Genomic DNA, 21,864 nt, shown 5'->3' with positions numbered 1-21,864 from the left:
CCGGCGTTTTTAGAAGCAGAACACATAGAAGCCTCCTGTCTTTAGGTGATACATATAGCTATATCCCTAAAACAGGAGGCTTCCCTTTTTCATCCCATTACAAAGTTCGGGATGACTCATGCTCAAAGGGGGACATTCGATAACGATTTCTTAATTCCTATTTTTGTAAACAACCCTTAATAAAATGGACTGCTGGAGAATACAAAATTCCCCTCTTAAGAGGGGCGCAGGGGTGTGTTGACACCTACTTGGTTTATCATTTGTCGCAACTTGAATTATATATTCAACTGCAGACCCAGCGAAAAAGTACGTGGCTGCGGTTGTTGTTCTCTGTCATAACCATTCAGTACCTCTGGGTCCTGGCCGCTATACCTTGTGATCACGAATGCATTTTGTGCGGTGGCAGTAAGTTTTATACTTGTTCGCTCTTTCCAAATTCTTCCAAAATCATACCCGAACTGCAGGTATTCCAGTCGGGCAAATGAGGCATTTTCAAGGAAGTAATCTGATTGTGTATGTGGTGTTTTAAAACCACTTTGCAGATAACTTGCAGAGACATTCTCCAGGCTTCTATACCCATAAGCCATCTGTAGAGCACTACGGTAAGCATCAGCATAATTGTAGGTATAATTGCCAGCATTACCGCGAAGCAGTAAACCAATACTTAAGTTTTTATACTTGATATCAGAAGTAACCCCAAAAAGTAATGTAGGATCAGCGGCATATTGCAGCTGTTTTTCTGAATAGCCCCTGTTATCTTTTTTATAACCCTTCTCAACCGGTCTGCCGTTGTTGTCATACAACTGCTCAAATACCATGAAAGAATTAATTGGTTTGCCAGTAGCCAGCACCAGGCCGCTTCTATCGCCGCCTAATACATAAACTGTTGTATTTTGCCCCAAGCTGGTTACTTCAGATTTAGAATAGCTAATATTAGTGCCAACTACCCATGAGAAAACTGATTTATCCAAGACTTGGATTCGTAAGCTAGTCTCAACACCATTTGTCTTGTATTTGCCAGCATTAACCGCCATCCAGCTAGTTCCGCCACCAGTAGAAAATGCGTGTGCCAGTAAAAGGTCTGAACCACTAGTGGTAAAGTGCCTAAAGTCACCATAAATCCTGTTTTCTAAAATAGCCCAGGCAATTCCAGTAGAAAATTTATTTACCTCTTCATACTTGATGGAAGGAATAGCAGCATTGGCTGACTTATCAAAATTTACTCTGAGAGAATTAAGAAGATGGAGTTGTGTATAATTTACAAACCAACTTAAATCCGAAAACGTTTTGTTATCTTTCAGGAAACTCTCTTTAGATAGATTCCAATTTGCCCCTAGCCCTAAAGACCGACCAGCCTTTTGCAATGGAGAGTACGAAGAGCTCTTATCGCTGGTAAAGGCAGCCTCAAAAGCGTAACGGTTCATTGCTGTAAATGCCATTTGTGCAAATAAAGAAGCTTCACTTGACTGGTTTCTACTGAAAGAATAAGCGTTTGAAATAATCTCTCCTTGTGCATTATGAACAGGATATGTATTACTCTCAACCATAAGCTTTCTCAATGATGCACCGGCCACAAAGTGCAACTGGCTTTGCATAAAACCAAGTGGCTGGTTCAGTTCCAGAAACCCTTCTTGCAGGTTCCAGTCGGCAGCTCTGTTGTAAGTATATTCTCGGCCTTTAGTCCAGGCTACAGCAGCCATATCAGCAGGGCTAAAGCTGGAGTAATCGTTTTTCTGGTTTTGTAAGGCATACCTTGCGTGTAAACTCAGAGCAGGATAGAAATGGAACTTATACTGCAAGTGTGCCTGCGCGTGCAACGTTCTGATCGCATCAACATCTTCGCGCTGCTCCAGCATGCTTAAAGGGTTAAACAGTCCATAGTTATATGGTTTGCCTTCGTTATCCAGGTAGGAGAAATATCCCCCATACCTGTTATCTGTATATACAGGTTGCGTAGGATCGAAAGCTAAGGCATGGCTTATAGCAAACTTGTCAGCTACCCGAATCTGCTGGTCTACATAGCGTGTGCGCACATTTAAGCGCAGGTGGTCATTTAGTAAACTGGGGCTTAGCGAAACAGCCAGCGAGTTTTGCTTTCTCTGCGAAGTTTTCAGTATACCGTTTTGGTTCAAATGCCCTGCCGACACACGATAAGGCACAGCATCTAACAAGGAGCCGCTTACACTTAACTGCTGGTCGTGGCTAAAGGCTTTTCGGTAGATCACATCCTGCCAGTCTGTGTTGTGTGTTCCAAGCAACGTTGCCTGATCAGGCAACTCCCTATTGATAAATGTTCTGAACTGATCAGCTGAAAGTACATTAGCTTTTTTTACCAAACTAGATACAGCTCCAGTTGATGAAAAATCTACCCGGGTAGGTGCCCCCTTAGCAGGCTGCTTGGTAGTGATAAGCAATAGACCGTTGGCTGCCCTGCCGCCATAAACAGCAGCGTAGGCGGCATCCTTAAGCACAGTTACAGAAGCAATATCATTGGGGTTAATGAAATTCAGAATATCGCTGTGCTCAGATATTTTTATTTCTGGCAACGGCACACCATCGAGCACAATTAAAGGGGCATTACTATTAAACAAAGCAGTTCCTGCACGCAAAGTCAGAGCCGCCCCTTGCCCAGGAGCACCCCCTCTTTGCACTACTCTTAAGCCGGCTACTTTTCCCGTAATCAGCTGTTCAGGAGTTGTAATTAGACCTTTGTTAAAATCGGTTGTATTAAGGGTGGTTAGCTTTTCTGTTATACTTGAGACACTCCTGTACCCATAACTAGTCTGAATTGTGTCGGATGGTTGCTCTTGAGCCTGAGTCGTATTAGATAAAAGGGCTAAGCCACAGAACAGGCCTAATGAGCGCAATACAATTGTATTTTGCAGTAAAGTTTGTTTCAAAGCAATAAGTAGTTAGATGAATAGTAGAGTCAAATTTACTCTAATTCAGAAATATTTATATATGCAAGATGTATATTTTTAGGCTATGTTATGACTTGGCTTTTTGACATACAAACTGAAATTAACTACTCCATTTGTTAACTCTCCTTGTTTTTGGCGTTATATACTTACCCCACATTCTGAAATCAATAGTGAACTACAGCTTATTTTTACCTCCGAAGGTTAACAATGAAGATAATCTCTTGTAAAGGATCTCTTAGGAAATTACTTCCCTAGTCCTACTGATAAGCCATACTATATTAAGCTTTCGATTTCGTCATCCCGAGCACCCGCGAGGGATCTGAATTTTGATACACTAAGTCATGGCCTTTCCGGGCAATACCAACTCAACCGTCCCAATAATTCGCTGAATTCTAACTTAATTGTCAAAAATTACCAAAAAGGCAAATGTTACCTTTTACAATTTTTGGTCTACAAATCGTCCAACATAAATATTACTATATTAAAATTAGGTAGTAGCTAAATATACCTCAATAGCACCTTAGCATACATTTTATTGGACAGGCTTTGCTAACGTACCACCTCTAAATATAACACAAGCTATACTTTCAGGCCGTTTATCCCATGTTACTTTAAAGCATAAACTTTCCTATGTTCAAACATTAATTTAAACTAAGATTACATTCCGCTAATTCTCAATCACTTGATAGGGTTACCGGAATATGTCTAACTTTAAATAAATTTAAATGAAACACTTTTACGTGTATGCTTCGCTGTTGCTTGGCAGTTTGTTAACCGGTCAGGATGCTTTGGCACAACAGCAGGCTAAAATCAAACAAAAAATAGAAGCAGCCAACGGCTCCCCTGCTTTTATAGCCTTTGATACCAAAGGAGCCGCACACCGCTCAGACCAGGCTACTGAAGTCCTGAAAAAATACCTGAACCTTTCGGCAGCAGATGAAATGCGTGCCGCAAAAACAGAGAAGGATGACGTTGGCTTTACACACCAGCGTTATGAGCAATTTTACAAGGGTATAAAAGTTGAACATGCCGCTTACCTTGTACACAGCAAGAACGGCGTGGTACAGTCTATCAACGGAGATTTCAGAAAGTTAGACGAGGTTAGCACACAGCCAACCATTTCTGAGAAAGCAGCCTTAGCCAACGCTTTAAGACACATCAATGCTGAAAAGTATATGTGGGAGGTGCCGGCGCAGGAACAATGGGCCAAGCAGTTAAAAAATGACCCTAAAGCTACTTTTTACCCGAAGGGTGAGCTGGTTATCATTAAAAATGACTTTGCCACTACCAAGGAGAATAACGGGAAACATGTGCTTGCCTACAAGTTCGATATTTATGCGCACAAGCCTGTTAGCAGAAACTATGTGTACGTAAATGCACAGACCGGCGAAGTGGTATTTAAAGATGCGATTATAAAGCATGCCACCGCAACAGGAACCGCAGCTACGCGCTACAGTGGCTCGAGGTCCGTTACCACAGACAGCTACAATGGTTCATTCCGATTGCGTGAGTTTACACGTGGCAACGGTATCGAGACGTATAACTGCAGAACGGGCACCAACTATAGCACGGCTGTAGACTTTACCGACAATGACAACAGCTGGACTTCCGGTGAGTTTAACAACACGACCAAAGATAATGCTGCACTGGATGCGCATTGGGCTGCCCAGATGACCTACGATTATTTTAAGAACAAGCATAACCGAAATAGCTATGATAATGCCGGTGCTAAGATCAAAAGCTATGTGCATTACGATGTAAACTATGAAAATGCTTTCTGGAACGGGTCTGTAATGACTTACGGCGACGGCGCAACACGTTTCGATGCCTTAACCAGCCTTGACGTAGGAGCACATGAAATTGGACACGCTGTTTGCTCTAACAGTGCGAACCTGGTTTATCAGAATGAGTCTGGTGCTATGAACGAAGGTTTTTCTGACATTTGGGGAGCTGCCGTAGAATACTATGCCGCCCCTGAGAAATCAATCTGGCTCATTGGCGAAGATATTGACAAGCAGCGTCCTTCGTTGCGCTCTATGAGCGATCCGAATGCCGAAGGTCAGCCGGACACTTACAAAGGCGACTACTGGTACAGCGGCACCGGCGACAACGGTGGTGTGCACTATAATAGTGGCGTACTTAACCATTGGTTTTATATTTTGTCCGTTGGTAAATCAGGCACTAACGACATCGGAAATAGCTACAGCGTAACCGGTATAGGGATTGATGCAGCCGCCAGAATTGCCTACCGTACAGAAACCGTATACCTTACCTCCAGCTCTGTTTACGCGGATGCCCGCACCTACTCTATTCAGGCTGCCATCGACTTGTATGGCGCTGGCTCTACGCAGGTGATCCAGACAACAAATGCCTGGCATGCAGTAGGTATAGGCGGCAAGTATGGCGAGATTTCTTACTGCACCTCACAAGGCAACAATGCTACTTACGAGTGGATTGCAAGTGTTAAGATCGGCAGCTTTACAAAAACATCGGCTGCGGCCGGCTACTCCGACTTTACTGGCACCACCGTGAATGTGAATGCAGGCAGCACATACGCTGTAACTCTTACACCTGGCTTTGCCAGTACAGCATACAATGAGTACTGGAAAATCTGGATAGACTATAACAAAGACGGTGACTTCGACGATGCAGGGGAACTGGTGTTTAATGCTGGCGCGCTGAGCAAATCGGCGGTTACAGGTAATATCACCATCGCCTCAACAGCCACTGGCTCTACCAGAATGCGTGTTTCCATGAAGTATAACGGAGCCCAGACATCATGCGAGTCTTTTGGTTACGGAGAGGTTGAGGATTATACAATCAGCTTTGGTGCTGCACAGACCTGTGCCGTACCTGCCGGCTTGTCTGCCTCAAATGTAGCCACTACTTCAGCTACGCTGTCATGGGGTGCTGTTACAGGCGCCACAAGCTATAATGTTCGCTTCAGGCCAACAGGCACCAGCACCTGGACCACAGGTAGCGTAACCGGCACATCTGCCAACGCCACCGGCCTAACGGCTAATACAACTTACGAGTATCAGGTAAACAGTGTATGTGCAAGCGGTAGTTCTGCGTATTCTGCCTCTTCTACTTTTACCACTACTGCGGCCACAGTATCCTATTGTACCTCAAAGGGAAGCAACTCTTCGTATGAGTGGATCGACCTGGTACAATTTGGTGGCATCAATAAAACATCTGGCAACGATGGCGGCTACAAAGACAATACCTCGCTGGTAGGCACGGCGACACGTGGTAGCAGCAGCACCATCTACATTAGCGCGGGTTTTGCCAGCACAGCCTACACCGAATACTGGAAAGTATGGATCGACTTTAACCAGGACGGTGACTTTGATGACAGCGGTGAACTGGTAGTTAGCGGGTCTTCGTCCAGCAGCGGCACGCTTAGCGCCACCGTTACCGTGCCTGCCACAGCCTTGCTCGGCACAACGCGTATGCGTGTATCCATGAAGTATAACGCAGCCCAAACCTCCTGCGAGACTTTCAGCTACGGCGAGGTTGAGGACTATACTGTAAACATCGTGAATGCTTTGATGGCTACAAATAACAGTAGTGTTAAAGCGACTTCCCTGGGCTTCGACCATGAAGAGCAGGTAGTGGTGTACCCGAATCCGACAAGTTCAACTATCCGCGTATCTACCAAAGCGGCGCAAGCTGTTGTGAAGGTGATGAGTCTAACTGGTATTGAATTAATGCGGGCCGATGTAAAAGGTGAGCAGCAACTTGATGTGTCCTCTCTCCCATCAGGTGTATACCTGATCAGTGTGCATGACGGACAAAAAGAGACCCACCAGCGCATTGTAAAGCAATAAGTTGATTTTTAGAGCTATAAACAAAAAATCCCCGGCATGTAAGTCGGGGATTTTTTTGTGGCTTACAGGATGAGTTAAGACTTATTTTGTTCAATATTTTCCACTGAAATACAATTTTTTCTTTTCCTACCCCTGCCGCAAATTTCAACTTGAGGTTATACATGAGGGCAAGCTTACAGCTTGCATAATAACCTTATTGCGATGGCTGTTTTTTGTATAACCTAAAGTATACCGCCCCTTCCTTTATCTCCTTTTGAATTTGCCAGTGCTGTTCTAGCTCCAGTAATTCTTCATCCGTGAAATCGTTGAAGACATTGGAATAAAGCACATAGGTTTGCTATTTCAGGTCTTTGGGAGCAAACTTTACAGGACTATGGTTCAGGTCTGTGAGCTCAAAAGAGCGCAGGTTTGGGTAAGCCGATCCAACAGCATCAACCTTAATTTCCTGCTCATCCAGGTATGCTATCATCTCACTTCTTAGTTTATAGTATGGCAAGTGTGCCAGGGTACCGTCCCAACCCTTAGAGAGCCAGTCCGGATAAAGCGCAACCGTAAAATGACCGATCACTATAGATGCCAGTGTAAAACAGTAAAGTATAAAACGTTCGGGTTTGGCATAATACTGCAACAAATGCCCGAGCAAAAGCAGCAGCAACATGAAAGGCACAATATAATACCTGTGGGTAATCGGGTTCTGGTAAAAAACTATTATACCGCTAAGCATAAGCGCAGGTAGTATGGCCAGGGCAAGCAACAGTTTGGTATCTGCGTTTGCTTTGCGCTTTCTAAAAACAAACAGCAGCAGTATGGCAAGTAAAACAAGCGGAACAACTTTTCCGAAGTCTAAAAACCGCCAGCCAATAACAGCTACATTTTTTACGAAACCGCTAAAACCAACCAGCTCAGCCCCTTGACCCCAATCCGAATCCTTGTTATAGAAAATCCATCCGTAGTGCTGGTAATGCAGTATCAACCACGTGCAGGTAACCAAAAAAGCAGGTAAATAGGCATAGATACTTTTAACCGCTTTCTTCCAATCAAAATTTCCCTCGGTGTCAAACCAGGCAATTATCAAATCGGAGACAAAAACTGCTATTACCATGATCAATCCTCTTGGGCTAAGCATACTTAAAAAAATAAGTGCAACAGCCAGCAATGTCCTCCTGCCCTTTAGTATACTATTCAGGCAGAGCAGGTACAGGAAAACAAGTATAATATCGGGTGAGATCTGCGCGGCCTGCGCCAGAAAGGTTGGCTCTGCCAGAACAAGTAGCAATGCCCAAAAGCCAAAGTAAGGTTGGACAAATCGTTTTACAAGCTGCTGTACCTGCACTACAATCCCGAACAAGAAAGGCAGCATAAGCGCATGGCTAACCAACAGGCTTTTTCCAAAAAGCTTCCAGCCAAAAGCCAGGTACATACCAAAAAGCGGCGGGTAGCCAGCCAGGTTCTCCGGCACGAACAATTGACTGAAGTTTGTAGCATAATACCAATGCGCATAGCCGGAGCCTACCACGATACTATCCCAGAAAAAGCCGTTGTTCCTTACCCAAAGTATAAGTAAGGTAAAGAACAAGAAAAAAGGCAACGTCTGACGGTTGACGAAATTATTGCTACCCGAATAGGCACCGGTTATGTTATGGTTGTACACGGTAGATTGTGAATGTATCGATTGGGGCATCTGACAAGGTCCAGGGAGTTTTTCTGAAATTGCTGATATACATACTGGCGTAATTCGCGGTGTAAAAATAGGTAGCCATACTACCAGGCACAACCTGCTGATGCACTTCTATTAGTTTTAACTTTGGCGCTACCTGCTGCCTCGAAATATTAGACGGTACAACGTAATAGTCACCGGCTTTTAGTTCTGGCTGCGATAATGAGTCTAACTGTTTCATGCCGGCCTTTTTACTGTACCATTGCCAGCCCCAATTACCTGCAGTCCATACCTTAGCTTTTGCAGGAAGCTGTTTTCGCAGCGCAGCGGCCTGGGTCTGGTATACCTTTGCATAAGCTACATCTGATACAGCTAAGGAAATACCAATAAAGAAAGTTAACGCAACAGCGGAAAGGCGGATACGCTTAAGGTTTTCTGCACACAAAAGCATGAGCGGTGGCAGGCAAAGCAGCACATGTCTGGTAGCCATAAAAGGTGCGAAAAACACGATAAAGCCAGCCAATACCAAAAACCACAGCACAAGTATAAATTCATTCAGGCCTTCTCGTTTTAAGTAATACTGAGCGGATGCCAAGGTTAATTTTCTGAATGTAAAAACTAAAATCATAAAACCGTTCAGGCCAAACAACAACCACAGGGACCACTGTACCACCAGTTGTTTTCCGGTAACTAAACCTGCAACAATAGCCAGTATAAGTATGGCTGCGGAACCTGCTATACTTATGATTTCAGTTTTCTTTTTGCCCGGCACCAAAGCCAGCACAAAAGTAGAAATACTGCCAAGGCACAAGGTAAACACCAACGGCTGTCTGATAAGGTCTCTAAAGGTGTTTTCATGTACTTTTCTGTTCAGGATGTGTATGCCGCCATACTCCATGTAGTTAAACAATGACCAGCCGGCCAGGATACAAACAGGTAAAAGTATAAACCATGCATATTTTAACTGGCCTTTTAAAATTGGAACCAGCAGGAGCAAGATCAGCAAAGGCAAAGAAGTATACTTGATTAGCAAGGCTATACTTAGAATGAATGCCGCCAGCGAGTAGCGCACAATTTCATTTGAAATACCAGGCCTCAGCAAAATATAAACGAAGAGCAAGTGCAGGCTTAGAAGTGGCACATCCACCATTATATTTTGATTGATAAGGAAGGCCGGGTTTATTGCAAACAATACCGTAAGCAAAAGCGCTTTTCGAGGAGAAATAAAAAGGTTTGCCAGCTTGAAGAACACAAAAATTGCCAGGCCGGTAAAAACTGACTGAAACAAGTGGAGCTGCAACTCGCCATAGCCAAAAAAATGGCCAACAGCAGCAATCAGGTAAAAGTATAGCGGTGGCTGGTTGTATTGGTAGATATACTCAGCATCATTGTTCCAGGTAATAATTCCCGACATTGGCCTGAATGGGTTACGCTCGATCCATTTTGCTGCTTCCAGATGAAATGTATCGTCGATGTGGAAAGGCTTAAACAGGTTAAGCCCTGTGGCAACAAGCCACAATCCGAGCAATACAAGGCATGTTGTTAAAGTATGGTCTGTATACTTTTGAATTTTCACTTAGACAGAATTGGCAAAACAGCTTCCAAGGTAAGTAAATTTTAGATTTTAGCCTTACCTAAAGATGCAGGTAAAACTAAAAAGGCACTGATATTTTCAGTGCCTTTACCATTTAATGTTCTAGTTATTACTTCTTCTGCTGCGGGTACCAGTCTCTTAACCTGACATCTATACTTTTGTCCTTTTCATTTACCATTCGTTTGAAGGCCGCCACATCGCTCAGGCCATCGGTGCCACGGTAATGGTACGGGTAAATGATCTTGGGCTTAAACTCCAGCACGGCGCTGGCCGCCTGGTTAATGTCCATGGTATAAGGCAGGTTCATACTTACAAACGCCACGTCAATGCCTCTAAGGTCGCGCATTTCCTTAATATCTTCTGTATCGCCGGAAATATACACCTGCTTGCCCCCTAGCGTAAGTATGTAGCCATTGCCTCTGCCTTTTACATGCCGTGAGTCTTCAGTTTCGGGCAGGTTGTACATTGGTATGGCCTTTATCGGGATATCGAGTTGGATAGTAGTTTCCCCGTTGCTGATAATGACTGCCTGATTTTTATACTTTTCGGGCAACTTGTCGGCTACGGCCTGCGGCACTACCATTTTTATACCGGCTGTCTCAATGGCATCCAGCGTTTTAGGGTCCAGGTGGTCGCCGTGAATGTCGGTGATAAGTATAAGGTCGGGCTTACTGATGCCTTTGTACATCTCAGCACCACCGTATGGGTCTACATAAATGGTCTTACCGTTCCATTTCAGCACAACAGAACCATGCGTGATGGGCTGTACAATTAGTGCGCCTTTGTCTGTTTTGATCTGGTCAGGCTTGGGTTTCATTTGCTGCTGTGCTTGCTGCGCACTTACCTGTAACACGGCTAAAAGCAGCATCCATGTGAAAATAGCTTTATACTTCATCGTGAATAAGTATGGTTCAAACTCTTAAACTCTTATTCAGGCGTAAAGTTTTGAAGTATATTTTAAAGGAAAGGCAGTGCTGATGGAGTGTTTAGATACGGCTGTGTGAAATTGATTTCTAATCAGGTTAGAGGCAGTCTTCTTTGGTTTTCCAGTTGGTCTTGTAACGCTCGATCAGCTTATTAGCTGTTACTAATTCATTCTCTTTTAGATAGCCTTTTATTACATATCTGGTAGCCTTGTATCTTTGGCTTTCTAGATACTCAGCAGCAAGCATGGCCCACATATAAGCATGAACCAGGTTCTCTCTGTTATCACCTGCATTCCCGAATAAAACAGCGGCTAATGGTCCCATGGCTGCCGGTTGTTTTTGCTCAGCAGACTTCTTTAGCCAATTTATAGCTAGCGTATCGTTTTGCTCAACAGACAGTCCAAATTGATAAGCATATCCAATAACGAATTGTGCCGTGCAGTTTCCATTGTCTGCGTAAGGCTTTAATAAGTTGAAGGCTTTATTAAAATCTTTAGCATCAAATGCTTTTAACCCTTCTTCAAAGTTAGAGTTCTGACTGAACGAATTTGAGATTGTGACGAAGGAAAGTATAAATAGCGCTAATGCAGTTTTCATTTGAGTTTGTTTTTGACGGCTCGTATAAAAGGCGAAAGAGGCGAAGCCGAAGTATGACTTGTATACCTTGTTGCCAGATTTATTATTTTAATTTTAGATTTGCTATTGCTTTGTTATTGAAGCCTTTTAATAGCTTACCCAATTCTTTATAATTCTCCTGGTGCTCTGCAATGAGTTTCTCGCCAGAAGTATTAAAGTTATCGAAAATGAAGTTTTGAAATTCTAAGGTTTGAATATCTACTCGAAGCCTGCCAACTTTTATAAGAAGCCTTAAATCAATTTGAATCTCGTCATCTTCTTCAAGCCATTCCAACTTGTTATCGACTTCACAGAAGATTTTACCTTGCCCTTGCTTTTCTCCCTGCCAGCTACTTTCAACATAATCATTTGAGTATAAGTCACTCCTAGATTCAATAAATTCAGGTAGCGCAATTGCCTGCCCGAGGATAGCGTATGGTCGTAGAAAATTGAACCTAAATATTCTATCCTTTAATTTATGCTTTCCTTTTAGCAACTCAAATTCAGTCATATTGTGTTCTCTATATACATACCCATTTTTTGGGTATGGAAGACCCAAATTATGTGATACTAAAAAATCCGTTGATGCATTTGTGAATATTTTATTATTGATAATCATTCCAAAGCATGTTGGATACCAATGAAAAAACGGGGAGTTTACACCTATTAGGGTTAAACCAACATTATTGTTATTGAAGTCATTAATTACAAGCAGCCGATCTTTTTGGCGAATTCGTTGGTCAATATGAAAATTGGGTTCAACACCTAATGCATTTTTACTTAGATGTTGGTAGCCAATCCAAAGTCCTGTTCTTACTTTATCAAACCAATCTAATAGTACTGTTATATCATAGGTGTCCAGGTAGTCATATTGCAAGACTTTATTGATGATTATTTTAGCTTTTTCTTCTAGTAACGAATACCTGTCATTACAACTTTTACAAGAAGGAAATACTAAAGAGTCGTATGAAAAAGATATGTCTTTTCCTGAAGACCAATTGAAACCTATTTTAACTGTTCTTTTTGGATCACCAGTCAGTTCTAAAAGCCATTTAGGCAAAACATGTTCCTTATTCTTTTTTTCGGGAGAGAGTCCGCAGAAGATGCAGTTTTTATTCATTAATATATATTACAGGTAACGGCTAGTATAAAAGGCGAACGAGGCATAGCCGAAGTATGGCTTATATATCTAGTTAGCCAATCCTGTTTTTATACTTCTAACAGTACGTCTTCAGGTGTCATCTCTGAAGTTACTATTACTTTCTTTTTTATTTTTGAAGCTACTGCTTTCAGGTACTCGAGTATGGCTTGATGGTCTTCTTCCGTCTTGACTTCTTTTGGGTCGATGTCACTTTCCATTGCGCTTTCATAGTGTAGCTGACAAATGATTGTAACCCCTCCCAATTTGATGTATGCCTTGTTTACATCTTTGAAATCTATGGGGGCTGTGAAGTATTTGAGCAATTCTTCTACATCTATTCTGTCTTCAGTTTACCGTGTTCGACCGTTGTAAAATTCTACTCTATACTTCTCGTTTATCAAATTACTCCAAGCCTTCCAATTTTCTTTATTAGTACCAAAGACATAGATGTCTCTCAAAGAACCGTCTTCGTAGTAGATTTCTTCTTTGATGGACTTCCAGTTTTTCATGATTACAGTTTTGGCTAACTACCAGCTTGCAGGAGTACTTGCTCCCACTATCTGCATTATGTATGGCGCTTTTTTCAAGAACATAAAAATCTACACCGCCACAGGCGCTTTAATGGCAGGGTGTGGATTATAGTTTACCAGCTCAAAATCCTCATACTTGAAATCAAAGATGTCTTTTACCTCCGGGTTAATAAGCATGCTTGGTAAGGCACGGGGCTCACGCGTGAGTTGAAGTTGTGCCTGCTCCAGGTGATTTAAGTATAAATGCGTATCGCCGCCTGTCCATATAAACTCACCTGGCTCCAGTCCGGTAACCTGTGCCATCATCAATACAAGCAAAGCATAAGAAGCAATGTTAAACGGCACTCCCAGGAAAACATCCGCTGAACGCTGGTACAATTGGCACGACAGTTTACCCTCGGCGACATAGAACTGGTAAAAGGCATGGCAAGGTGGCAGCTTCATGTTCTCGATCTCAGCCACGTTCCAGGCGCTAACAATAATGCGACGAGAGTCCGGATTGTGCATTAACTGGTTTACAACCTGTGAGATCTGGTCGATGTGGCGGCCGTCGGATGTTGGCCAGCTGCGCCACTGCGAGCCGTATACCGGTCCAAGGTTTCCGTTTTCATCCGCCCACTCGTCCCAGATGCTAACCCCGTTCTCTTTTAAGTATGAAATATTGGTATCGCCCTTCAAAAACCAAAGCAACTCATGTATGATAGACTTGAGGTGCACCTTTTTGGTAGTAACAAGCGGGAAACCATCGGCCAGGTTAAAACGCATCTGGTAGCCAAACACGCTCAGTGTACCTGTTCCGGTTCTGTCTTCCTTCTTCACGCCATTATCCAGAATGTGCTGCATTAAGTCTAAATATTGCTTCATGGTGGTTTTGTATTAGTAAGAATTGTGAGTGGTTAAAGATAGAGTAGTATTCGCAGGAATGAAAGATGGGTAGGGTGATTTCTTTTGAGAATCGTTGGAGTTGGTTTTTGATGTGATAGGGTGCTCGGTTTGTTCACCTCCCATAGCCCCTCCTAACAACAGGAGGGGGATTTCTGAAGGCGATTAACACACCCCTACCCCTCTCAAGAGGGGAATCCCTGTTGTTGCTTAACAGAGGATTAAGTTTTATTGCCACCGCCAATCGACGGACAGGTCGCGACCTGTCCCTACAATTTAGATTTATACTTTGCTTCCAATTGCGAAAGCCGCTAGCCAAGAAGTGTCCATCCCAGTCCTTGGACTGAGCGCCTTCTAGGTTTCCGGTGACGAGCGTTAGTGAGGCAGCCCGAGGCACGAGGGCAGGAAAGATAGACAGCGCGATGGCCAAGGACGAGGCCTCCCGGCCTTGAGGGCACCAAAGCCCAATGTGAAACGATCAGCAAGTAAGACTGAGGAAGAAAGCAATTCGATAAAAAAGCAAAAAGCCTCTTGCAAACAGCAAAAGGCTTCTCCAAAACGCACTAATTAATTACTACTGTGCTTTCGTTTCTTCTTTAGCACCTTCAACCTTACCAGCCTCAGGCTTTGCGCAGCAAGACTTTGTGGCGCCATCCATTTTAGGGGCTTCAGAAGTCATGTGGCAGCTTTCTTCTTTAGCGGCGGCTTTTTTGCCTTTTTTCTTTTTGCCACCGTCCTTATCGGCATGCTCCATTGAGCATTTGCCATCTTTGCAAGCCATGGCAGGGGCTGCAGCGCCCAGCATACCAATAACAGCCATTGCTAAAATAATTTTCTTCATACGTACATGGATTAATAAGCTTTGAACAAAACCAATTACTTTTAGTTTCACTTCCGTAAATGTACAAACTTAGTGCATTACGCCAAATGATAAATATCAGTTAGGAATTACCTTGAACTACCGCATAATTTCATACCTGGTGCTGCTGGTGGTAGCCATACTTTCGGGGGTGGCTGTATACTTTGCCTCTACCCTGCGCTTCGACTACAACTTCGACAATTTCTTCCCGAAAGGCGACCCGGAACTGGCCTACTACCTGGACTACCGCGACAAGTTTGGTAATGACAACGACTACCTGCTGATAGGGCTTGATAACGACAAAAGCCTGTTCGACCAGGCGTTCCTGACCAAAGTAGACAGCCTGACAACCTTCCTGCAGAAACAGCCAAACGTGGAATCGGTGCTCTCTCCTACTACGGTAAAAAGCCCCGTTATCGAAGCCTTTGGCTATTTCGAGATACCCTACCTGCACGTAGCGGAACCGGAGCGTTACCAGCAGGATTCCCTGAACGTATATGCTACCAGAGAACTGGTGGGTACACTTTTCTCAGAAGACGCTACCGCTGTATCGCTGTTCGTGCAAACCACTGATAATCTCTCCAAACCAGCCAGCGATACACTGATTAATGCACTGGAACAGAAACTGGAACAGCTCCAGCTAACAAATTACCATATTGCCGGCAAGGCACTGGCACAGTCCGTTTTTGTGGAGAAGATGAAGATCGAACTGGCCATTTTCATGTCGGCTTCCATCGTGCTGGTTATACTTTTCCTCTGGATCACCTTCCGGACGCTGTGGGGCGTGCTGGTGCCTTTGGTAGTGGTACTCTTATCTGTGCTTTGGGGTCTTGGGGTGATGGGCATGTTCAACAAACCCATCGACCTGATGACGGTGCTGCTGCCCACGATCATGTTTGTGGTGGGCATGTCGGATGTAATTCATATCCTGTCGCGGTACATGACCGAGATAAGCCACGGTGCCGGAAAAATGCAGGCGCTTAAGGTTACATTCAAAGAAGTCGGGCTTGCCACGTTGCTCACCTCCGTAACAACATCGGTAGGCTTCCTAACCCTGCTTACAACGGCTATTGTACCCATCCGCAATTTTGGCTTGTTCACGGCTATTTCTATTGGCCTGGCTTATGTGCTGGCGTTTTCGGTGCTGCCTGCTATACTTGTGCTGCTCAAAAAGCCAAACCCTGTAAAGGTGCGCAACATCAATTTGTCGTGGCCAGTGTTGCTGCGTAATATGCTGCGCTTTGTCTTCCGTAAGCCTGCAGTTATACTTTCGGTAAGCACGCTGGTAACATTAGTAAGTTTAGTAGGCATCAGTATGATAAAAGTGGACACCACCTTGCTGGAGGATTTAGGCGACGAAGACCCGATCATACTTGATTTTAAATACTTTGAAGAGAAATTCTCTGGGGTACGCCCTTTCGAGATGCACCTGATGGCAGCTCCAGGCTATACTTTGTACGACCTCGAAGTGCTGCAGGAGATTGACAAACTCGAGAACTACCTGTACGATACCTATGGCCTTAATTTTATTACCTCTCCGGCCACGCTCATTAAAACCATAAACAGAGCCCAGAGCGGCGGCCTGAATGATTATTATACTTTACCTCAGAGTGAACAGCAGTTGCAAAGTATAAAACGCCGCTTGCAAGCTTTTAAGAACCGAAGCGAATTGCGCAGCATGGTTACCAGCGATGCCCTGGAAGGCAGGCTGTCCGGAAAGATGTCTGATATTGGCAGTGCGCAGGCTACCGTTCTCAACGACTCACTCAGAACTTTTATCGCACAAAACATCAATCCAAAATATCTGCAAACCAAGCTTACAGGTAGCGCCCTGATGCTGGACAAAAACAACGAGTACGTAACCATGAACATGATGCAGGGGCTGCTTATCGCCTTTGCCGTAATCGCGGTTATTGTTGGCCTAATATTCAGGTCGTGGCGCATGGTACTTATTTCCCTGGTGCCAAACATCATCCCGCTTCTGATCATCGGGGGTATTATCGGGTTTATGAAGATCAACCTTACCGTATCGGTGTCCATTGTGTTTACCATTGCCTTCGGTATCGCCGTGGATGATACCATTCACTTTTTAAGTAAACTGAAGCTAGAGCTTTCCGCCGGGAAATCCATGCCTTATGCTATAAAACGCACATTTATCTCAGCGGGTAAAGCGATCATCATTACCTCCTGCATACTTATGGGCGGCTTCATGACACTGATCTTTTCTACCTTTGACGCCACTTTTTATGTGGGCCTTTTTGTAAGCTTGACCTTATTTTGTGCTGTAGTGGCTGACCTTTACCTACTGCCTGTGCTAATCCTGTATTTTTACAATCCTGCTAAAAAAATGAAGCGTTAATCCAATAAGATGGCCATATTTGCGTGTAAATAGTGAGTAAAAGTATGGATTGTATGATGAAGCAACTATTTGTAGCAATTTTCTTCTGCCTTAGCATTATCGGCGCTCAGGCACAGCAGCAGGAAACAAACCAGCAACAGCAGGACAAACTTACCCGCCTGATGGAAGAGCGGGAGCAATTGGTGATGGAATACCAGTTCTATAACCAGCAGAACAGTAATTTCTGGGGTAAAAAGTCTAAGAACGACCTGCTCAATATCATCGGAACCCTTAAAAAGATCATTAACAAAGACACTGAACTGATTGCTGCCGTAAAAGAGGCCAGCCTGAAAAAGATAGCTGAAAGCACCGTAGAGCTACAGCGTGAGGGTAAAATCGTACGCGAAGACCAGCGCATCATCGATGCCCGTTTCAGTAATTTGCAGAGTCAGGTAAAAACCTTGCAATCGGAAGTTAAAAAACGAGAACGCACCATCAAGGAGCTGGAGGACCAGGTGAAGGCCTCTGCAGACCTGCGTTATGGTAAAGACAAAGTGATTTCGATTATCGCCGTGGTGTGCTTTATACTTTTACTTTATGCAGTGTTTTTGCAGGTAAGGTTAAACCGCTTAAAAGCTATACCTTCTGCCAAACCAAGAACGCGTAAGAAAGTATAAACTGGATGCATACTTGCCGTATGGCGTCTTTAATGCCAGGTATTGCGTAATGATGTAATGCCGGTGTTGCATAACCAAAGTATAAACCAAAGGAGGCTGGCATAACCATACCAGCCTTTTTTATTGAGACTATGAGTGAGATTTTATTAGAGCTGAGGCAAGTACAGGAACTGCTTAAAATTGAGCAGGAAGAAGACAGGCAGCAGTACAAGATCAAAAGCCTGAAAAGCACTATTGCCGAACGCAAGGAAATGGGGTTTTGCTGGTATCCTGTAACCATTACCAAAGAGGAGATAGGCTTTGGAAGCAAGGTAGTTATCGAGCTTGAGCGCACCAAGGACCGCGACCAACTGCACCTGTTCCAGGTGGGTAAAACGGCTGCGCTATTCAGTAACTACGGCGACAGGCAATCGCTGAACGGAGTAATTACCGGCATCAAACGCAACAAGGTTATACTTGCCACCAACCGCGAAGACCTCCCCGATTGGGTGGATGATGGCCGCCTGGGCGTTGACCTGACCTTTGACGAAATGAGCTATCGGGAAATGGAGATAGCCATGAAAAAAGTGATCGATGCTTATAAAAGCCGTTTGGCAGAGCTGCGCGACATACTTTTAGGCGATTTGCCAGCCCGCTTTACAGATGAGACGATCAAACCTATACCAGTACTTAATCCGTCGCAGAACGAGGCTGTGCAGAAAATTGTGCAGGCAAAGGATGTGGCGATTATTCATGGTCCGCCGGGCACGGGTAAAACCACCACGCTGGTGCAGGCCATACTTAAAACCCTGGAAACACAAAAGCGCCTGCTGGTAACGGCCCCCTCTAACACTGCCGTGGATCTGCTTACAGAGAAACTGGCCAACGAAGATGTAAACGTGATCCGGATCGGTAATCCATCGAGGGTTTCTGATGTATTGCTGGAGCATACCCTGGATGCCCAGATCATGAACCACCGCTCTTACAAAAACCTGAAAGACTACCGTAAAACTGCCGAAGAGTATAAGCGATTGGCTTACCAGTACAAGCGCAAATTTGGCCCTGAGGAAAGGGCACAGCGACAGTTCTTTAAGGCCGAAAGCCACCGCTTGCTGGTCGAAGCAGATCGCATTGAAGAATACATCACTGAAGACCTGCTGAACAATGTGCAGGTGATCACCTGTACGCTGGTAGGCGCTGCAAACAAAGCCATCCGGAATTTAGAATACGACACGGTGTTTATAGACGAGGCAGCCCAGGCTTTAGAACCCGCTTGCTGGATACCAATAACGCGTGCAAAACGGGTAGTGCTGGCTGGCGACCACTGCCAGTTGCCTCCTACTGTAAAATCGTTTGATGCGGAGAAAAAAGGCCTGGGTAAAACGCTTTTCGAGAAGTGCATTGAGCGGCAGACTGATGTAGCCGTGATGCTGAAAACGCAGTACCGCATGCACCACCACATCATGGAGTTCTCGAACCAGCAGTTTTACCACAGTGAACTGATGGCCCACGAGAGCGTGCACAGCAGCGACCTGCACGAGTTCAATGCCCACTTTGCCCCTGGTCTGGCCGTTGAGTTTGTGGATACAGCCGGTTGTGGTTATAATGAGGTAGTAAACCCAGAGGCACAAAGCTCTGCTAACCCTGATGAGGCAGACTTGTTGTTAAACCACCTGGTACACCTGTTAAAAGACTACACCCACGCCGACGAGGAAGTAGAGCACCTGCGCATCGGGGTTATCGCACCGTACCGGGCACAGATCAATTACCTGGAAGATAAGATAGAGCACATCCCGCACCTGCATGAACTGCGGCAGCAACGCCATTTGTCGGTTGGTACCGTAGACAGCTTTCAGGGGCAGGAACGTGACATCATCTACATCAGCATGACGCGCAGCAACGAGCAGGGTGAGATCGGTTTTCTGGCAGACATCCGGCGCATGAACGTAGCCATGACGCGTGCCAAGAAAAAGCTGGTGATCGTAGGCGACAGCGCTACCCTTAGCCAACACCCTTTCTATGCAGCCTTCTTGAGCTATGCAGAAAGTATACATGCTTACCGCAGTGCATGGGAGTTGTCTGAACTAATGCCCTGAGGCATCGTTTACCCAAAACAGAAGTATAAATTAGAGTAAGGGCTATAATTTTAGTACCTTTCAAAAATTCAGAAACATAACCTCTAAAACATGAAAATAGAGAAAAACAAAGTGGTTACGCTCACCTACGAGCTACGCATTTTAGACGAGAACGGAGAGCAGAGCCTTGTAGAGACAGCAGACCAGGAGCACCCGATGGTATTTATATATGGCATGAGCGGTTTGCCAGACCAGTTTGAAGATAGCCTGGCTGGTTTGAGCGAAGGCGATAGCTTTGACTTTAAACTGGACTCTGAAGGAGGTTATGGAGAGGTTAACCCTGATGCAGTGGTAGACCTGCCTAAGAATGTATTTGAAGTGGAAGGCAGCATTCCGGATAACATGCTGGAAGTTGGCAACTTTATACCTATGACCGACAGCGAAGGCAACCAGTTGCAGGGCCGCGTGAGAGAGGTTAAAGCTGATGCCGTTACCATGGACTTTAACCACCCGCTTGCTGGCAAAGAGTTATACTTTAAAGGCAAAGTGGAGAAGGTGCGTGAGGCTACAGCTGACGAGCTGGACCACGGCCACGTGCACGGCGAAGGCGGCGTGCATCACTAAGGACCGGTGATTAAGGGGATTAAATTGATTTAAATGATTCTCCTTTGATCATTTATAAATATAGAGCACAGGCGTTTGGCCTGTGCTTTTTTTCTACTATCCTGGCTCAGATCACAACCTGCCTGACGCAAGTTCCGGGATCATGCGCATTCGCTGATATTAACATTGGCTGAGTGAGCTGGATTTAATATTTGGCTTGTAACCTAAACTACATCTTTAAAAAATCTGCATGAAAGCATTAACCTTCTCTAAGTTTGGTACTGCTGATGTTCTGGAGTATACAGAAGTTCAAAAGCCTCAACTTAAAGAAAAAGAACTACTCCTGGAGAATAAGGCCATTGGGCTAAACTTTGCAGATATATACAGAAGAAGAGGCAACTACCATTTAAAAGGAAGTCCTCCCTTCATAGCCAGCTACGAAGGCGCCGGTGTTGTGGTCGAGTCTAAATCTGATAAGTATAAAGTTGGCGACAGAGTCGCGTATACCGACGTTCCTTTTGCAAATGCAGAATATATCTCCGTACCGGAAACTCACGCTATTCCTATTCCGGATGACGTTGACTTCTCGTTGGCTGCGTCCATACTTCTGCAAGGGCTGACGGCTCAGTATTTATGCAACGATAGCTACAAGGTGAAGCAGGGCGACACGGTGCTGGTCCATGCTGCAGCAGGCGGTGTCGGGCAAATACTAACGCAGCTTTGTAAATCAAAAGGTGCCACTGTTATCGGCCTGTCAAGAAGTATAGATAAGCTGCAGACAATACTGGATGCTAAGGCTGACCATGCAGTTGAACTGAATTCTGATTGGAAAAATAAAGTAATGGAATTGACCGGATCAAGGGGGGTTGATGTTGTGTACGACAGTGTAGGCTCTACGCTTATGGATAGCTTTGACGTGACAAAAGACTGTGGCCATGTGGTGTTTTATGGCATGAGCGGCGGGGACCCTAAACCTGTAGACCCACGCATGCTAATGGATACCAGTAAAACGTTGACGGGTGGTGACCTGTGGAGTTACTTAACAAGTGAAAGTGAAAGAAGAAACAGGGCAAAAATGCTATTCGATCTGGCTAAAAATGGGGAGGTTACTATAAAAGAGCCGGTCACATTTAAACTATCGGATGGTAAAAAAGCACATGAGTTTTTAGAAAGCGGCAAAAGCTCCAGTAAGATCCTGTTGATACCATAAGTAACGAGCTGCAATTTGGAAATAATA

At 44.6% G+C, this 21,864-nt stretch carries 15 protein-coding genes; 6 read left to right on the top strand and 9 right to left on the bottom strand.

All coding sequences use genetic code 11. The features are described from left to right. Positions 1–275 precede the first annotated feature (275 nt). On the bottom strand, positions 276–2,867 hold the full coding sequence (locus tag AC4BAP_RS10760; protein ID WP_490582654.1) for a SusC/RagA family TonB-linked outer membrane protein: 2,592 nt from the start codon (positions 2,865–2,867) through the stop codon (positions 276–278). Between the two features lie 779 nt (positions 2,868–3,646). Here AC4BAP_RS10760 and AC4BAP_RS10755 point away from each other — a divergent pair. Continuing rightward, positions 3,647–6,751: a M4 family metallopeptidase gene (locus tag AC4BAP_RS10755; protein WP_490582649.1), complete on the top strand. Its 3,105-nt coding sequence runs from the start codon at positions 3,647–3,649 to the stop codon at positions 6,749–6,751. 337 nt (positions 6,752–7,088) lie between these two features. Here AC4BAP_RS10755 and AC4BAP_RS10750 read toward each other — a convergent pair whose 3' ends face one another. From AC4BAP_RS10750 to AC4BAP_RS10715, 8 genes are all read right to left on the bottom strand, one after another. Beyond that, complete coding sequence (locus AC4BAP_RS10750) at positions 7,089–8,402, bottom strand: ArnT family glycosyltransferase (protein ID WP_490582648.1); 1,314 nt, start codon at positions 8,400–8,402, stop codon at positions 7,089–7,091. Continuing rightward, a complete protein-coding gene (locus tag AC4BAP_RS10745) occupies positions 8,389–9,984 on the bottom strand; it encodes an ArnT family glycosyltransferase (RefSeq protein WP_490582647.1) in 1,596 nt (531 codons plus the stop codon). Before AC4BAP_RS10745 ends, AC4BAP_RS10750 begins: the two co-directional genes overlap by 14 nt. A 127-nt stretch (positions 9,985–10,111) precedes the next feature. Further along, on the bottom strand, positions 10,112–10,897 hold the full coding sequence (locus AC4BAP_RS10740; RefSeq protein ID WP_490582646.1) for an MBL fold metallo-hydrolase: 786 nt from the start codon (positions 10,895–10,897) through the stop codon (positions 10,112–10,114). 127 nt (positions 10,898–11,024) lie between these two features. After that, positions 11,025–11,525, bottom strand: coding sequence for a tetratricopeptide repeat protein (locus AC4BAP_RS10735; protein ID WP_490582645.1), 501 nt, complete (start codon positions 11,523–11,525; stop codon positions 11,025–11,027). 82 nt (positions 11,526–11,607) lie between these two features. Beyond that, entirely contained in the window at positions 11,608–12,663 is a 1,056-nt protein-coding gene (locus AC4BAP_RS10730; protein WP_490582644.1) for a hypothetical protein, read from the bottom strand. An 89-nt stretch (positions 12,664–12,752) separates the two neighbouring features. Next, positions 12,753–13,007, bottom strand: coding sequence for a hypothetical protein (locus AC4BAP_RS10725; protein ID WP_490582643.1), 255 nt, complete (start codon positions 13,005–13,007; stop codon positions 12,753–12,755). A gap of 276 nt (positions 13,008–13,283) precedes the next feature. Further along, positions 13,284–14,078, bottom strand: coding sequence for a thymidylate synthase (locus tag AC4BAP_RS10720; RefSeq protein WP_490582642.1), 795 nt, complete (start codon positions 14,076–14,078; stop codon positions 13,284–13,286). 592 nt (positions 14,079–14,670) lie between these two features. Beyond that, the gene (locus tag AC4BAP_RS10715; RefSeq protein ID WP_490582641.1) at positions 14,671–14,988 is read right to left on the bottom strand and encodes a hypothetical protein; all 318 of its coding nucleotides are present in this window, start codon (positions 14,986–14,988) and stop codon (positions 14,671–14,673) included. A 61-nt stretch (positions 14,989–15,049) separates the two neighbouring features. On the opposite strand from AC4BAP_RS10715, the gene AC4BAP_RS10710 reads away from it, so the two are divergent. The 5 genes from AC4BAP_RS10710 (at position 15,050) to AC4BAP_RS10690 (ending at position 21,837) form a co-directional block, all read left to right on the top strand. Then, the gene (locus AC4BAP_RS10710) at positions 15,050–17,314 is read left to right on the top strand and encodes an efflux RND transporter permease subunit (protein WP_490582640.1); all 2,265 of its coding nucleotides are present in this window, start codon (positions 15,050–15,052) and stop codon (positions 17,312–17,314) included. Positions 17,315–17,367: 53 nt separating this feature from the next. Further along, on the top strand, positions 17,368–17,970 hold the full coding sequence (locus AC4BAP_RS10705) for a hypothetical protein (RefSeq protein WP_490582639.1): 603 nt from the start codon (positions 17,368–17,370) through the stop codon (positions 17,968–17,970). 131 nt (positions 17,971–18,101) lie between these two features. Beyond that, positions 18,102–20,045, top strand: coding sequence for an AAA domain-containing protein (locus AC4BAP_RS10700; protein WP_490582638.1), 1,944 nt, complete (start codon positions 18,102–18,104; stop codon positions 20,043–20,045). A gap of 90 nt (positions 20,046–20,135) precedes the next feature. Further along, complete coding sequence (locus tag AC4BAP_RS10695; RefSeq protein WP_490582637.1) at positions 20,136–20,648, top strand: FKBP-type peptidyl-prolyl cis-trans isomerase; 513 nt, start codon at positions 20,136–20,138, stop codon at positions 20,646–20,648. Between the two features lie 229 nt (positions 20,649–20,877). Beyond that, positions 20,878–21,837 (top strand): quinone oxidoreductase family protein, encoded by a 960-nt coding sequence (locus AC4BAP_RS10690; RefSeq protein ID WP_490582636.1) that lies wholly within the window; start codon positions 20,878–20,880, stop codon positions 21,835–21,837. The last annotated feature ends 27 nt before the right edge of the window (positions 21,838–21,864 follow it).

It is taken from the genome of Pontibacter sp. GD7, assembly GCF_058216375.1.
The sequence above is the reverse complement of the archived record's forward strand: the minus strand, read 5'-3'. Positions and strand labels throughout refer to the sequence as shown.